This window comes from Fictibacillus nanhaiensis (assembly GCF_049537595.1).
Classification (GTDB): Bacteria; Bacillota; Bacilli; order Bacillales; family Fictibacillaceae; genus Fictibacillus; species Fictibacillus nanhaiensis_F.
The window spans coordinates 1756701-1772643 of record NZ_JBMULM010000001.1 but is presented as its reverse complement, the minus strand read 5'-3'; the positions used below and the strand labels follow the sequence as shown (position 1 = coordinate 1772643).

Sequence of the window (15943 nt, the reverse complement as noted above, 5' to 3'; positions counted from 1 at the left end):
CATAACTTTTGGAGGAATAAAAATCATGCCAAATGGGGACAACTTCTTCTTTACAGCAAAAAATGGGGAAGAGATCATCTTAAGACCTGTAGAAGAAAAAGATGCAGCAGATATCACAAAACATGTAGAAGCGATCGTTAAAGCCGGTAGGTACCTTCAAAAAGAGGAGCCTCATTCTGTTTCAGAAGAGATTGAGTTTATTCATGAGGTTAAGCGTAAGGGGAATTTGTATACAGCGGTCGAACGGAATAAAAAAGTAGTAGGAATCGCTAGAGTGCTAAGAGGCGAACTTCAAATGAAGAAACACACCGGTGTTTTTAGAACTTGGATTCATCCAGAAGCACAGGGCTTAGGTATTGGAAAAGAACTTCTGGCTCATACGTTAAGATGGGGAGAGGATAATGATTTACATAAGATATGGCTTACTGTTTTTTCTGGAAACGAAAAGGCAGTAAAGGTTTATGAAAAAGCCGGTTTTATTATAGAAGGAAAGCAAAGAGATCAAGTGATCATAGAAGGCAAATTTGAAGATGAATATTTTATGGCGTATTTTTTCAATTCAACTAAAAAATAAACTCATTGTGATTCCAAGATAATAGATAATCAATGGTGAAATCGCTATCATATATATGGTAAAGTGGATAGTGATACAGTATTGAAGACAGGTGGATACGATGAAGTCAACTGAAAAAGAACTATTAATAACTGAAAAACAAAGAGTGATCGGATTATATGAAGCGTTTCAAAAAATGGACAATAAAAAAGAAGAAGATCAGTTAAGCAAACTATTCCTTAAAATAGCAAAGGAAGAGTTTGCTATAGCTTTTTGCGGGCATTTTTCTGCAGGAAAATCAAGCTTGATCAATGCACTTTCAGAAACAGGCATCCTTCCGTCCTCTCCGATTCCTACAAGTGCAAATATCGTTAAGATGGTAAGAGGAGAGGAAAGAGCAGTTGTAACGCTTAAAAATAAAAAAGTGGTTACATTCCACTCTCCATATGACGTAAATGAGATAAAAGAGCTCTGTAAAGATGCAGAGCTTGTTGAAGAGATTGAGATCTATTATGGCGGTGACGAAAAGAACGTAGAGAATATCGTTTTTTACGACACACCAGGAATCGATTCGACTGATCCTCTTCATAAGAAAGCAACAGAGAACGTTGTTTATTTAGCAGACCTGATCTTTTATGTGATGGATTATAATCATATACTCTCTGAGACGAATATCGAATTCATCTCATCACTGATCAAAAGGGGAAAAGATGTACGTTTAATCGTTAACCAGATTGATAAGCACAGTGATGAAGAGTTGAACTTTACATCTTTTAAGAAAAACGTTTTTGAATCTTTTCTTTCTCTAGGGATTCCAAAAGAGCACATCTTTTTCACAAGTGTTAAGAAGCAAAATTTATCGCATAATGATCTAACTGCTCTTATGGCTTATATAAAAAGAATCGAGCAAAACAAGGACGTTCTTCTTTTAAAGCAAGTGAATAATCAGCTTCAGCATTTTGTGGATGACTTTGTAGAAAGAACAGAAGAAGGTTTAGTAACCATCGATGTTGTTAGTCAAAGATTAGCTTCTCTTTCTCAAGAACATGAAGATATCTCAAAACAGTTATCTCAAGAAAAACAGGTCATCATTGAAAAAGAAGAAAGTGTTAAGGACCAACTTGTAAATATTTTAGAATCAGCACAACTAATGCCTTATGAGACGAGAGAAAAAGCAGGCTCCTTTATTGAATCTGCCAAAAAAGACTTTAAAGTGGGGCTCTTCTTTTCTAAACATAAAACGGAACAAGAACGAACTGTTCGAACAGATGCGTTACTAGAAAGTCTACAAAAGTCAATCGATGCTCATATCAATTGGCATGCTCAAAATTTTATAAGCTCTCTTCAAAAAGAAGTGGACCATAACCTTCCAGATTGGGAACCGATAAAAGCTAATAAAGACATGTTACATTCATTCGTAACACCTGGGTTATCTTCACAAGGGCAAGGTCTTTTAAACTATTGCAACAATTTATCAAATGATGTTAAAAAGAAAGCACGCCAAGAAGCTACAATATGTATAAATGCTGTCAAAAAATGTTTAAACTCAAAAGCAGATCATGTGCTCTCAAACTTAAAAGAAGAGATCAGCAGGATAGAGAAAGAACTAGAATCTTTGCAACAAGAAAAAGAGATCGCAGAAATCTGGGATGAGCAAAAACATGACCTTCAAGAACTGCTTTATACAAATGTATCTGGCGATCGATCTATAGATGAATATGAAAGAAAGTTTCTTGCTGAATACGAGCCTCTATCGATCGAGATGTTTAAAGAAAAATTTGATAAAGAACCAATAGAAAATGAAAAAGATACCTATGAAGAGGATAATCACATTACGACACATTCTAGTACAGGTTCTCTTATAAAAGAAACAGAAAAATTATCTACTGCTGTATCAATACTTAAGCCGGTTAGAGGGCTCTCACATTTAGCTGCGGAGATGGAGGAACTTCAAGAGAGACTTGATAAACGATCGTTTACGATGGTTCTCTTTGGAGCGTTTTCAGCAGGGAAATCTTCATTTGCGAACGCATTATTTGGTGAAAGTATCCTTCCATCTTCACCAAATCCTACGACAGCTGCTATTAATGAGATTCGATATCCAGATCGTGAGCATCACCACGGTTCGATCATGATTGAGATGAAGAGTGTCGAAGAACTAACGAATGAGCTCAACACCCTCTTAAAAACTACAGATCAGGAATTGAAAGAGTTACTGAATGCATCAGATAAGAGACTGGCGTCATACAAAGCAGGCTACGCGTGGGCGAACGATCATTTAGGAAAAGTATTAAATAAAGAGATCTCTGAGATCGGCGAGTATGCTGCGGATGAAACAAGAGCTTGTTTTATCAAAAAAATTACGATCTATTACAGCTGTCCGTTAACTGAAAAAGGTCTTGTACTTGTTGATACACCAGGAGCGAACTCGATTCATTCCCGCCATACTGAAGTCGCGTTCGAATATATGAAACATGCAGATATTATCATTTATCTTACTTACTTTAACCATGCGTTTTCATATGCAGATCGAGAATTTTTGATCCAGTTAGGAAGAATAAAAGATACCTTCTCATCAGATAAGATGTTCTTTGCGATCAATGCTTCAGATCTTGCTGAAACAGAAGAAGACAAGAACGATGTTGTTCATCATGTGAAGAACAATCTTCTTACTTTCGGAATCAGAAATCCGAGGTTATTCCCGGTTTCTAGTAAAAATGAACTGATTGCAAGTAAGCGTGCAGAAAGTGGCTTTGAAGCATTTTCATCAAGCTTAACTCAATATATTGAACATGAGTTGGAAAACGCCATGATCAAGAGTGCAAGATCCTCCGTTAGCCACGCGAACACGGTCATGGAGAATATGATTAAAGAGACCATTCACAGAATGGAAAAAGAAGACGAATATTTGGAGCGTCTTCAGAAGAGAGAAAACACTCTGATTGAATTCAGTAATGATTATATTAGAATATCGAAAAAACAATTTCTTCAAGAACAAAAAGAACTTTTGTATTATATCAAACAGCGTGTGTTGATTCGATATCATGATTTTTATAAAGAGACGATCCATCCGGCCGCGGTTCAAAGTTCGAAGGACGCTTTAACTCAATGCATTGGAGACCTTTACGGAAAGATCTCGCATGATTTGCATCAGGAATTTAAGGCATGTTCGTTACGTTTAGATCATTGGATACAAAAAGACATGAAAGAAAAAGTAGCTCATTTGATCTCTAGAGCAGATCAAGAAGGTGTGAGTTTGCAAGAGAGAAATGAAACGGGTGATCTGTTTAGAACTCCATCGTTTTCTCTAGATTTTAAGATGCAGGATGAATCGAAACTGAAGAAGTGGCTAGCTTATTTTAAGAATCCGAAACAGTTCTTTGAACAGAATGGTTCGAACGAGTTGAAGAATCACCTTGTTGATGAGATCGACAGTGAAGTGGAAAATTGGTTGATGGAAGCAGATAAGAAACTTATTCATCATTATGAAGATGTGTTGATCAACACAGAAAAAGCATTTAAAACACATATTATCAATCAAGTTGTTCACTATTTTAAAGAATTGAAGCAGCCTGGTGATCTAGAGGCAAGAATTCAAGAGTTAAACAACTCCCTTACAAAGATGAAAAAGCTTGAAAAATAATCGTCATTCTTAAGTGTGAAATCGTCGGTTGACTCATTAGTAAGAAGCAAGCATCTAAAACGGAAACCCATTACAAGATTTTTTACAACGCTTTTTTCTAACAGAATGTTGCTTTGAACTCCTTGTCACCTTTGACAATTGATTGGAGTGGAAGGTGCGAGACTCCTACGGGACAGGCGGGCAGGTGAGACACTTAAGAGTGCAACGTACGAATGTGGCTCACCGCCTGCCCCGTGGAAAGCGAGCAGCCTGGAATGGAAATCAACACTCCCAAAAACAACAAAGTTTACGAAAATAGCCTTTAAAAAAACAGCACTCTCTTTGATGAGGGTGCTGTTCTTTTTGGTTCGTTCTATTCTTTAGATACAAGTCGGTTTGTTTAAAGACTGGTATAGCTCAACAGAAGCAAGATCAGACGTAGAAGGGTGATTGTATGTTTCTTTATACTTTTCAGGTCCTTTACCCGTAATGATTACTACTGAGTTTGCTGGTGCTTCTTTAAGAGCAAAGAATATAGCATCTGTCCGATCTTCTATGATCACAGGCCGGTGAGAAGATCTAGGAATTGCTTCTTCCGTTTCAAGAAGTAATTGATCACGATCTATACCGTTTAAGTCATCTACCGTTAAGACGGTCTTCGTACTGAATTCTAATGAGATCTTAATCATATCAGTCCGTTTCGATAGATCTCTGTTTCCTCTAAATCCAAAAACATGATAAAGAGGACGATCTCCCGCTTTTTTGCTCGCGGCTTCAAGCACTTGAGAAACTCCATCAGGAGTATGCGCATAATCAACGATAACTTCTGTCCCGTTATGAAGTGTGATCTCTTCAAAGCGACCGGGAATTCCTCCGAAACTTTTTAGATATTCTACAGAGTTCTTTATCGGGATCCCATAATCTAATGCAGCGGCTATCGCAGCAGTGGTATTTAGGGCATTGTATTCTCCTGGTAATGGTAATGAAACGTTCACCTGTAATGTTTCATGCACAAGGTTAAAAGAATCAATTCCGACATCTTCAATATAAAAGTCATCAGACTTTCGTTTACCATAGGTCCAGATCTGTAAGTCGTTTTTTGACCGCAGTTCATCCCTTAACCGCCTGCCATACTCACCTTCACTGCAGATAATGGCCGTTCCTTTATTCTTTAAATAAGAAAACAATTTAGATTTACAGAGAAAGTAGGATTCCATCGTACCATGATAATCAAGATGATCATGCGTTAAATTTAGAAAGATCGCTTGATCATACGTTATCCCATCGATCCTATGCTGTTCGATCCCATGTGAACTAACTTCCATAACAACTACATCATCATCGCTTTCTAAAAGCATCTTCTGCAGGGTAACAGGATCTGGTGTAGTATGTGAACTTTTCACAATTTCGGAATTGATATAGTGATATACCGTGCCAAAAAGAGCAGAAGACATACCGTGAACATTGAGGATATGCTGTAATAAAAAGGATGTTGTTGTTTTTCCATTCGTTCCTGTAATGCCCGTCATCTTATGTTTTTTATATGGCTCTTCATAAAAGTAAGAAGCGGCAAGACTCAATAAACGCTTTGTTTCTTCAGCGTATATATAAACACCAGGACCTATGTTCTCATCATATTCACCGATCACAGCTGCGGCGCCATTATCAAATGCTTCTTGTATGTACTGATGGCCATCAGCTTGTACACCTGAAATCGCAAAAAACAAGTTTCCGGGTTTAACTTTTTTAGAGTGGGATGTGATGCCTGTGATCTCAGGATCATCCTCAATGATAGGTTGTATAGATAAGTGACTTAATAAAGCATTTAACTTCACAAAAACGCATCCTTTGAATAAATTCATTATAGTTTTTTTCTAATTTAAGTTCTTATTCAGAAACTTTAAATTAACCGTAATATGTTTATGTTAACTTATTCGAAAAAACTGCCCATTTTGAGGGCAGTTTACGTTAGGGAATTTATAAAGTTTTCTATGCCATCCATACCTTTTTTTAACTGTTCCATAGAAGCGGCATAGGAGATGCGTATATATCCTTCTCCGATAACTGTAAATGCATCACCTGGTACAACAGCAACTTCTTGTTCTTGTAAAAGTTTTAACGCAAATTCATATGAAGAGAGTCCATATTTTTTTATGGAAATAAAGAGATAAAATGCTCCGTTCGGTTTTTCAAACATAAATCCCATCTTGTGAAGTCGTTCGTAACAATAATCTAACCGCTCTTTATAAGCGGTACGCATATCGAAAGCATCATTTTTGCCTACCGTTAATGCTCGAATAGCAGCTGCCTGAGAGATGGTCGAAGCACAAGTGACATTATATTGATGAACTTTCAATACATGCTGCATGAGATTACTTGGCCCGAACAGCAACCCAATTCTCCAACCGGTCATGCTGTGTGATTTTGAAAGTCCGTTGATCACAAACGTCTTTTCACGCATGCCATCATAGTTCGCGATCGATCGATGTTCACCCTCGTATTTTAATTCACTATAGATCTCGTCAGATACTACAAAAATATCTTTGTTTGAGAAGTATTGAGCAAGAGCCTGTAATTCATGATCCTCCAAAACAACACCTGTTGGGTTAGAAGGAGAAGGGATGATGATCGCTTTTGTTCTATTTGTAATATGTTTTTCGATTAGGTCGGGTGTCACCTTAAACCCTGTTTGTGTTGTATCCATATAGATAGTATTCGCACCGCAAAGAGTAATTACGGGTTCATATCCAGGATAGATGGGAGCAGGAAGAAGCACATCATCGCCTTCACTCAAAATGGTTCGTAATGTGATGTCAATAGCCTCACTTGCCCCGGCCGTTACAATGATTTCAGACGCGGGGTCATAAGTAAGAGCATATTTTTCTTTTAGGAAAGAAGATGCTGCTTCTCTAAGTTCCATGTATCCTGCGTTATGAGAATATACCGTTTGATTATTATGTATCGCTCTAATCGCAGCTTCTTTTACATGCATAGGTGTTGGAAAATCAGGTTGTCCTAATGTTAATGAAATCGCGTTTGGGAACTGAGTCACTTCATTGAAGAATTTTCGAATGCCTGAAATTTGTATGCTTTTAGCTCTGTTGTTTAATAATTGTTCCACAAAAAATAACTTCCTTTCTTCATATCGCACCAATTGACAAATTAACGTTGCCATTAGTGTAGCTTTAATTCGTTTCTTGAGTCAATGGGTGGATTTTCTTGTATGGTTTTATGACTTTTTACAATACTAAAGATGTAATAGTACGGTTTTGGAGGAAATTATGGAAGCAAAGAAAAAGTGGGACTTACTTGCACTCGCATCCATTCCCCTTGTTATGACATTGGGGAATTCTATGCTCATACCCGTTTTGCCTGAGATCGGTAAAGAACTAAATATAAGCTCTTTTCAGGTTTCGTTGATCATTACGGTGTATTCGATCGTTGCTATTTTGTTAATACCGATCGCTGGATATCTGTCAGACCGTTTTGGGCGTAAAAAAGTAATCATCCCTAGCCTTTTTATAGCTGGAATCGGAGGCTTGATCTGTGGTTGGGCGGCATGGCAATCGGATCATGCATTTACTTTTATACTTATTGGGAGGTTTTTTCAGGGAGTTGGTTCTTCAGGAGCCGCACCCGTCGTCTTACCTTTAGTAGGGGACATGTTTAAGGATGAAGAAGAAGTGAGTTCAGGTTTAGGATTGATCGAAACATCCAATACGATTGGTAAAGTATTGAGTCCTATATTAGGAGCATTTCTTGCAACAATCGTATGGTTTTTACCGTTCTGGCTCATCCCTGTATTTTGTATTATTTCTATCCTGCTAGTCATGTTCTTAGTTAAAGTGCCAAAAACGGATCAAGAAAAACAACCTTTTAAAGAATACTTACAAAACGTAAAGAAAATTTTCCATAACGAAGGAAGATGGCTGTTCGCCATTTTTTTAATCGGTGGCATTATCATGTTTGTTCTGTTTGGTATCTTGTTTTATCTATCGACCATATTAGAAGAGAAGTATGGTGTAAAGGGTGTTATGAAAGGATTAGTAATCGCTTTACCGTTATTAGCACTTTCCATAGCCTCCTTTATTGCAGGAAAGAAGATCAAACAAAATAAAATCATCATGAAATGGTGTACATTTATCTCTATGGTGCTTTTGGGCGGTTCTGTCTTTTTAATCACGTTTACAGAAAACGTCTATTTTCTTTTAGGTGCACTTTTTGTGGCAGGTATAGGAATTGGTGCGGCTCTGCCAAGTTTAGATGCATTAATCACAGAAGGAATTGAAAAAGAAGCTAGAGGCACGATCACTTCCATCTATAGTTCTATGAGATTTGTTGGTGTAGCCCTAGGACCACCCATCTATGCGATTCTCATGAAACAATCACATGAGATTGTTTTTTATACTTCGGCAGGAGTAAGTATTATTGGAGCCATTGCTGCATTTTTTGCTATCAAACCTGATAAGGAAAAAGGCGGGGGAGATGAAGAAAAGAAAGATCCTAATCCGACTCAGAAATTAAAACCTGCTTTAGAATAAGAATCAATTTAAAAAAACAAGGGCGTTGCATGTGGATCTATGCAAGCCCTTGTTTTATTATTGTTCTATAAGTACGATTCTTGCAGGCGATGCATCAAGACCTCTTATCTTTAGAGGAGCAGCGACCATTAGATATTCGCCTTCAGGAACTTCTTTTAACTGAAGTCCTTCGATAATGATGATGTTGTTTTGAAATAGCTGTTTGTGAGTAGGATGGTTTTCTTGTGCTCTCTCTACCCCTAATGCGTCAATTCCAACACCTGCTATACCGATTTCAGCCAACACTTTAGCTGCATCACTGTTTACATATATGAATTCAAAATTGAACTCAGTATCCCAGGAATTTTTTGTTTTAAATAAGACGAAGTCATCTTTTTGAATATCTTTATCGGCAAGATCTTCAGCAGAAATAAAACCAGTAGACCCTGTAAGATCGATCACTTTAGCTTTTCGAACCAATTTTTCGATCGGAAGAGTTTCGATCGTATCACCGCCAGGAACCATGTGCAGCGGTGCATCAACATGTGTTCCTGTATGAACATCCATTGAGATGCGTGTTTCTGTTACATGAGCATTCTGTGCTGTTTTGAACTCGGGTTGTTTTTCAGGTTTGTTCTTATAGACTGGCATTCCCTCAAAGATCGGTAAAGAGACATCAAATATTTTCATGAATTAACATTCCTCTCTTACTTTTGTAGGTTCCCACCAAGAATGTCCGTCAGCTTTTAATAGTTCCTCAGCTTCTTCAGGCCCCATACTTCCTGATGGATAGTGTGTGAGCTTAGAACCTGTTCCGTCTTGCCACGATTTCGTGATGCGGTCAATAAAGTCCCAGCTGAGTGCCACTTCATCCCATCGCGTGAAATAAGTAGAGTTACCAAGAAGACAATCGTGCAGAAGCTTCTCGTATGCTTCAGGTGAATTCATTTCTGCTGTACTATTATTATTGTAAGTCATATCGATCGGCAAGAGATCAGGAGTATCACCTTTTGGTTTTGCATTAAGTGTAAGGCTAACACCTTCATCTGGTTGAACATGAATTCTTAACAAGTTAGGCTGATAATTTTCTGTGTTCGCATGATAAAGTGCCATCGGACCCTGCTTAAATTGAATAACGATCTCTGTAGATTTTACAGCCATACGTTTACCTGTACGAATATAGAACGGAACGCCTGTCCATCGGAAATTATCAATGAATAGCTTAGCCGCTACAAAAGTTTCGGTTCGAGACTCTGGATCTACGTTATCCTCGTTCAAATAACCAGGAACTTGGTTTCCGTTCATCGTTCCTTCAGAATATTGACCGCGTATCACATTCTTCTTCACTTCTTCTTCTGAAAAGAAACGCAATGATCGAAGAACTTTAACTTTTTCGTCTCGGATGTGTTCAGGTTTTAATTCACCAGGCGGTTCCATCGCCACCATCATGACCATTTGAAGCATATGATTCTGTACCATGTCAAGCAGGGCACCCGATTTTTCATAATAACCTGCTCGATCTTCTACACCTAATGTTTCACTTGAAGTGATCTGAACAGAGTCAATATATTTATTGTTCCAGATCGATTCGAAGATAGCATTTCCGAAACGAATCACTTGGATGTTCTGAACCATCTCTTTTCCAAGATAGTGATCGATGCGGTAAATATCATTCTCATTAAAACTTTGTTGGATCTCTTCATTTAACTTCGTTGCAGAAGGCAAGTCATTGCCGAAAGGTTTTTCGATAACGATACGTTGCCAACCTTCTGTATTCGTGATTCCCTCTGATTTTAAGAAAGTCGGAATCGTTCCGAAGAACTTAGGAGCCATCGCCAGATAATAGAGGCGATTTCCATTCGTTTGATAATCTCTGTCGAGTACGTTCAATAGTTCTTCAAGCTCATGATAGCTTGCTTCACTCGTTACATCCATCTTTAGATAATAAAAATGAGAAGCAAACTTTTCTACGATTTGTCGGTCTGCACCTTTTGCATGTTCATGAATAGCAGAGGCAACTTCAGCTTGAAACTCTTCATGAGAGAATTCTTTTCTTGAAACACCTACAACAGAAAAGTTCTCTTTCATATGTCCCTTTTGATACAATTGATAAAGAGCGGGGAAAAGTTTTCTGTGAGCAAGGTCACCAGTCGCTCCGAACAATACGATGGATGCGTTAGGAATACTATGTATCATCTGTACGTCACTTCTTTCTATCTTTTCTAATAGTTACAGCTTTCCCTAGATGAAGTTAAAATAACGAACCACTTCATAAAACAGGAGGTCAAATATGTCAAATTTCGTAAGTCCTGAATGGGTGAACCAAAAGGTGAACAGTGCTGATATCGTGATCTTTGATTGCAGGTTCTCATTAGCTGAACCGCAAAAAGGGTATGAACTGTATAAGAACGATCATATTGAATCTGCTATTTATGTGGATCTTGAGCAACATCTCTCAAGCACAGTTTCAGCCCATGGTGGTCGTCATCCATTACCTTCCGTAAACATACTATCACAATTTTTTAGCCGTTGTGGTGTTGACTCTGAAAAAATTATTGTCGCCTATGATGATCAATCAGGCAGCATGGCTGCAAGACTTTGGTGGATCTTGAAATACTTAGGACATGATAACGTTTATGTCATGCAAGGCGGCTATACACACTATAAAGAAAAAGGATATGCCATCTCAAGTAAAATGCCTACCGAGAAACCTGCACATTTTACTCCAGAAGTGAGAGTTGAAATGTTGAAGAGCAAAGAAGACGTATTACGTGAAATGAACAAAGAGGATATACTTATCGTCGATGCCCGAGAATTCAAACGATATACAGGAGAGTTCGAGCCTATCGATCATGTGGGGGGTCATATACCTAATGCGATAAACATCCCTTGGGAAAGTCATATGCATAAACCGGGCTGGTGGAAAAGCCAGCAAGAACTACAAACGAAATATAATGGTTGGAATGGAAATAAAAAAGTTATTGTGTATTGCGGATCTGGTGTAACGGCATGTGTAAACATACTGGCTATGGATGAAGCGGGAATCACTGATAAATCCCTATATGCGGGCAGCTGGAGTGATTGGATCAGCTATGTTGAAAATCCAATAATAAAAGAAACGACTGATTAAAAATTTCATGTACCGTAATCAATTTAATTATTTAGGAGAATTAAATAATGAAACAATGCGATTTACATACTCATACCACAGCATCTGACGGGACCTATTCTCCTGTTGATAATATTAGAAGAGCAGTTGAAAAAGGTCTTGGAGCGATCGCGATCACTGATCATGATACCGTGAATGGAATTGAGGAAGCGATGGTAGAAGCGAATAACTACCCAGGATTTACCGTGATTCCAGGTGTCGAGATAAGTACACTATATCAAGGCCAAGACATTCATGTATTAGGTTATTTTGTAGATTATAAAGACGAAAACTTTTTAAAAGCATTAAGCAGTCTTACTTCTGTTAGAGATAAAAGAAATAAAATGATTCTTCAAAATTTGAACAACCTCGGAATTCCATTAGAGGAATCGGAATTAGAAGCGAAAAGACATGGCAAAGGAAATGTAGGAAGAGGGCATATTGCAGAGATTTTGATGGAAAAAGGAATTGTGAAATCACTTCCAGAAGCATTTGAAAAGTATCTAGGAAAAGGGAAAGCTGCTTATGCTTCAACAGAACGCATCTCTCCTATAGAAGCGATTCAATTGATCAAACAAGCAAAAGGAGTACCTGTACTAGCTCATCCAGGTATTTACGAAGCAGATGAACTTATTCCGATCCTAAGTGAGAAAGGTTTGGTCGGACTAGAGTATAGCCATCCAGATCACACAGAGGAACAAGTAGTTTTTTATGAGGGTTTAGCAGATGAATACTCTCTAATCAAAACAGCTGGAAGTGATTTTCATGGCTTTCGTAATGGCGAAGTTTTCCATGGAGACATAGGCAGCTGTTCAGTTCCGATCAGCACCTTAAACGAATTGAGAAGTTTTAGTAAATAAAGCTTGCCAGTCGGCCTAGAACCTTATAAGATTCAATACGGAGCATATTGATTGTGAGAGGAAGAATGGGTTTGACTTGGGATTTATTAAACATCATTGGAACGATCGCATTTGCCATTTCAGGTGCATTAGTTGCAATGGAAGAAGATTATGATATTTTGGGCGTCTTTATTTTAGGACTCGTCACAGCGTTTGGCGGAGGGATATTGCGTAATGTGTTAATCGGCCTTCCTGTAGACACGATTTGGGAGCAGGGACTTCTACTGAAATCAGCACTGGCCTCTATGGGGATCGTGTTTTTTATGCCAGAGAGCATGATTCAATTCTCTAAGAGGAGCCTTCATTTTTTTGATGCCATCGGTCTTTCTGCATTCGCGATTCAAGGTGCGATCGCTGCGACAAGTATGAATCATCCCATCAGTGCTGTTATCGTTGCTGCGATCTTAACAGGTATTGGCGGAGGTATGATTCGTGACGTACTGGCTGGCCGAAAGCCGGTCGTATTACGTGAAGAGATCTATGCTGTTTGGGCTTTATTAGGCGGTTTAGTCGTTGGTCTGAATATTGTTAATAGCACTGTGGAATATATGCTTCTTTTTGTTTCTTTAGTTGTGTTTAGAATGTTGTCACTGAAACTCAATTGGAAACTTCCACATAGGGCTTTATGATATGAAAGCAATCTTAACTTAACAGCCATATATGAAACCACCCTAAAACAGAGGGTGGTTTTTTGTGCAGGATTCTATGCATATATTATGGAAGTTATGAAACAGGACATTATAGGAGGCAAAAACCATGCAGACCACATACTACGAAAACAAAAGAATCAATAAGGCCCATTTTATCGCAGATATATGTTTTGATTTTTACAGTGAACGCATACGAGCAGACGATTATCGTGGAAACATCAACTTTTTATCAGAATGGCTTGAAGAAGAAGCGGTAATCAATGGATTTCATAAAATCATTGTTAAATCGAAAGAAGATGATCTCTCTTATTGGCAAGAGCTTGGTTATATTTACGAAGGAGAGTTTAGTGGATATTTTAATGGTGCCTCAGCATTCGCTATGTGTAAATACCTTGCAAATGACAGAAGAAACAGCGCTTATTGGGTAGATGAAGATCGTATTTTAAAAGATGTTGTAAAGATAGGAACAGGATCAAAAAATCAGCCTCTTCAAAGCAACTATTCTTTAAGGATGGCTGATATAGAGGATGCCAATTCACTTGCAGAGCTTTATGGGAACGTATTCCAAGTGTATCCTACACCAATGAACGATGCAGAGTATGTACGGAAGATGATTCATTCAGGCACATTATTTTGTGTTATTGAGCATGATAAACGAATCGTTAGTGCTGCTTCTGCAGACGTCAATGAGACGTATCATAATGCTGAGATCACAGATTGTGCGACAACCCCAGAGCACCGAAAATTTGGTCTTATGAAGCATCTGATTGATCAGCTTGAAAAAGAGTTATTCCAAAGAAATATCTATTGTTCCTATTCAATCGCTAGAGCCCTCTCTTTTGGTATGAATGCCGTTTTTCATCAAAAAGGCTACATATTTAAAGGGAGGCTAGCGAATAACTGTAAAATTTTTGATAAATACGAAGATATGAACATATGGGTGAAGGATTTATCGAAATGAGTGCCGAATTTTAGGCATGTAGTGACAAAAATTAAGCACTCGTGGTGGTGATGTTTTTGATATCTAAATCATTAGAAACAGCAGAAACTTTAAATGCCATATTAAAGACGATTGATGAGGGTATACATGTAGTTGATGCAGATGGAATAACTATTTTTTATAATTCGGTGGCTGCCTCATTAGATGGTTTAACATCTGATGAGGTTCATCAACATCATGTACTTGATGCGTTTCCTTCCTTAACAAAGGAAACGAGCACATTACTTAAAGTTATAGAAACAGGGAAACCCATCTTTAATGAACATCAATCCTATATGAATCGAAAAGGCAAACAGATCGACACGGTAAATTCTACCTTGCCACTTTGGTTGAATGGAGAACTGATAGGTGCTGTTGAGGTAGCAAAAGATCTTTCAAAGATTAAAGTTCTGTCTGAACAGCTGATCGATCTGCAAAAAAAGATGAAAGTTAAGAAAAAAACAAATAAAGATCAACCGCTGGCAGCTTATCACTTCTCCGATATCATCACAGATGATCCTGAATTAAACGAGGTAAAATTACAATGTAACCAAGCCTCTCAAACAAACTCGCCGATCATGTTGTATGGAGAAACGGGAACAGGCAAAGAGATGTTTGTTCAAGCGATACACAATTCTTCTAAACGTTCTTCAAATCCGTTCGTCGTTCAAAACTGCGCCGCTATTCCGGGGCCACTACTTGAAGGGATATTATTCGGAACAACAAAAGGCAGTTTTACTGGTAGCATCGATCGGCCAGGAGTGTTTGAACTAGCAGATGGAGGCACTCTATTTTTAGATGAACTGAATTCGATGCCTGTTGAATTGCAAGCAAAGCTATTAAGAGTCGTTCAAGAAGGTGTTGTAGAGCGCATAGGAAGTCATGTATCAAGAAGGGTTGATGTTAGGATCATTTCTGCTTTAAACGAACGGCCAGATGTTTGTATGGAAAATGGAAAGTTGCGAAGAGATCTTTTTTATCGGTTAAATGTAGTTTATTTTGAATTGCCCCCGTTGAGGCAAAGAAAAGGGGATATTGCATTCTTAGTAAAACATTTTGTAGACTATTTTAATCATAACTTTGGAAAAAAGGTACGAGGATTTACATCTGAAGCTCAAGCGTTCATACACCGTTATTCTTGGCCAGGTAATGTTCGAGAACTCAAGCACGCAATCGAGCACTGTATGAATTTTGCGGAAAATGGTTCTTTGATCGAGTCTTCCTTACTTCCGAAACATATAATCAATCCTGATCGGAATGGACGTACTGTCAGAAAAGAACTTTCAAACATACCTTCATTAAGAAAAGCTTTAGGAGATTATGAAAAACAGATCATAGAGATGGCACTCCAACATACTTCTGGCAATATCCTTCAAGCCGCAAAAATTTTAGGAGTTCCTAGACAAACTCTGCAATATAAAATAAAACAAAAGTGAACTGCCGGATTTTCGGCAGTTCACTTTTGTTTTATTAATCGGCCCACATTGTGAAGCGGATGCATAAACTAAGGATAAATCGTTATATTCTGAACTTTCTGTAAGTTGGCACGCTTCTTGCATGATTGAAGAGTGT

General features: G+C 38.1%; 12 protein-coding genes. 8 read left to right on the top strand and 4 right to left on the bottom strand.

The annotated features are described in order from the left end of the window. The first annotated feature begins 25 nt into the window (after nt 1-25). Complete coding sequence (locus ACOZ9X_RS08905; RefSeq protein ID WP_423417875.1) at nt 26-574, top strand: GNAT family N-acetyltransferase; 549 nt, start codon at nt 26-28, stop codon at nt 572-574. Between the two features lie 100 nt (nt 575-674). Beyond that, entirely contained in the window at nt 675-4196 is a 3522-nt protein-coding gene (locus tag ACOZ9X_RS08900) for a dynamin family protein (protein WP_423417874.1), read from the top strand. Between the two features lie 359 nt (nt 4197-4555). On the opposite strand, the gene ACOZ9X_RS08895 is transcribed toward ACOZ9X_RS08900, so the two are convergent. Both ACOZ9X_RS08895 and ACOZ9X_RS08890 read right to left on the bottom strand, forming a co-directional pair. After that, on the bottom strand, nt 4556-6010 hold the full coding sequence (locus ACOZ9X_RS08895; RefSeq protein ID WP_423417873.1) for a UDP-N-acetylmuramoyl-L-alanyl-D-glutamate--2,6-diaminopimelate ligase: 1455 nt from the start codon (nt 6008-6010) through the stop codon (nt 4556-4558). A 128-nt stretch (nt 6011-6138) separates the two neighbouring features. Continuing rightward, nucleotides 6139-7296 (bottom strand): aminotransferase A, encoded by a 1158-nt coding sequence (locus ACOZ9X_RS08890; protein WP_423417872.1) that lies wholly within the window; start codon nt 7294-7296, stop codon nt 6139-6141. A gap of 160 nt (nt 7297-7456) precedes the next feature. Between ACOZ9X_RS08890 and ACOZ9X_RS08885 the strand changes: the two genes are divergently transcribed. Continuing rightward, on the top strand, nt 7457-8716 hold the full coding sequence (locus ACOZ9X_RS08885) for an MFS transporter (RefSeq protein ID WP_423417871.1): 1260 nt from the start codon (nt 7457-7459) through the stop codon (nt 8714-8716). A gap of 57 nt (nt 8717-8773) precedes the next feature. On the opposite strand, the gene ACOZ9X_RS08880 is transcribed toward ACOZ9X_RS08885, so the two are convergent. Continuing rightward, complete coding sequence (locus ACOZ9X_RS08880; protein ID WP_191753519.1) at nt 8774-9385, bottom strand: cyclase family protein; 612 nt, start codon at nt 9383-9385, stop codon at nt 8774-8776. A gap of 3 nt (nt 9386-9388) precedes the next feature. Beyond that, complete coding sequence (zwf, locus tag ACOZ9X_RS08875) at nt 9389-10891, bottom strand: glucose-6-phosphate dehydrogenase (protein ID WP_423417870.1); 1503 nt, start codon at nt 10889-10891, stop codon at nt 9389-9391. Between the two features lie 94 nt (nt 10892-10985). Between zwf and ACOZ9X_RS08870 the strand changes: the two genes are divergently transcribed. From ACOZ9X_RS08870 to ACOZ9X_RS08850, 5 genes are all read left to right on the top strand, one after another. Next, nucleotides 10986-11825 carry a sulfurtransferase gene (locus tag ACOZ9X_RS08870; RefSeq protein WP_423417869.1) on the top strand — a complete coding sequence of 280 codons (840 nt, stop codon included), beginning with the start codon at nt 10986-10988 and terminating at the stop codon, nt 11823-11825. Nucleotides 11826-11872: 47 nt separating this feature from the next. Next, nucleotides 11873-12703, top strand: coding sequence for a PHP domain-containing protein (locus ACOZ9X_RS08865; RefSeq protein ID WP_423417868.1), 831 nt, complete (start codon nt 11873-11875; stop codon nt 12701-12703). 71 nt (nt 12704-12774) lie between these two features. Continuing rightward, nucleotides 12775-13371, top strand: coding sequence for a trimeric intracellular cation channel family protein (locus tag ACOZ9X_RS08860; RefSeq protein ID WP_423417867.1), 597 nt, complete (start codon nt 12775-12777; stop codon nt 13369-13371). A gap of 127 nt (nt 13372-13498) precedes the next feature. Further along, nucleotides 13499-14353 carry a putative beta-lysine N-acetyltransferase gene (gene ablB, locus ACOZ9X_RS08855; protein ID WP_423417866.1) on the top strand — a complete coding sequence of 285 codons (855 nt, stop codon included), beginning with the start codon at nt 13499-13501 and terminating at the stop codon, nt 14351-14353. Between the two features lie 50 nt (nt 14354-14403). Then, a complete protein-coding gene (locus ACOZ9X_RS08850) occupies nt 14404-15807 on the top strand; it encodes a sigma-54 interaction domain-containing protein (RefSeq protein WP_423417865.1) in 1404 nt (467 codons plus the stop codon). Nucleotides 15808-15943 lie beyond the last annotated feature (136 nt).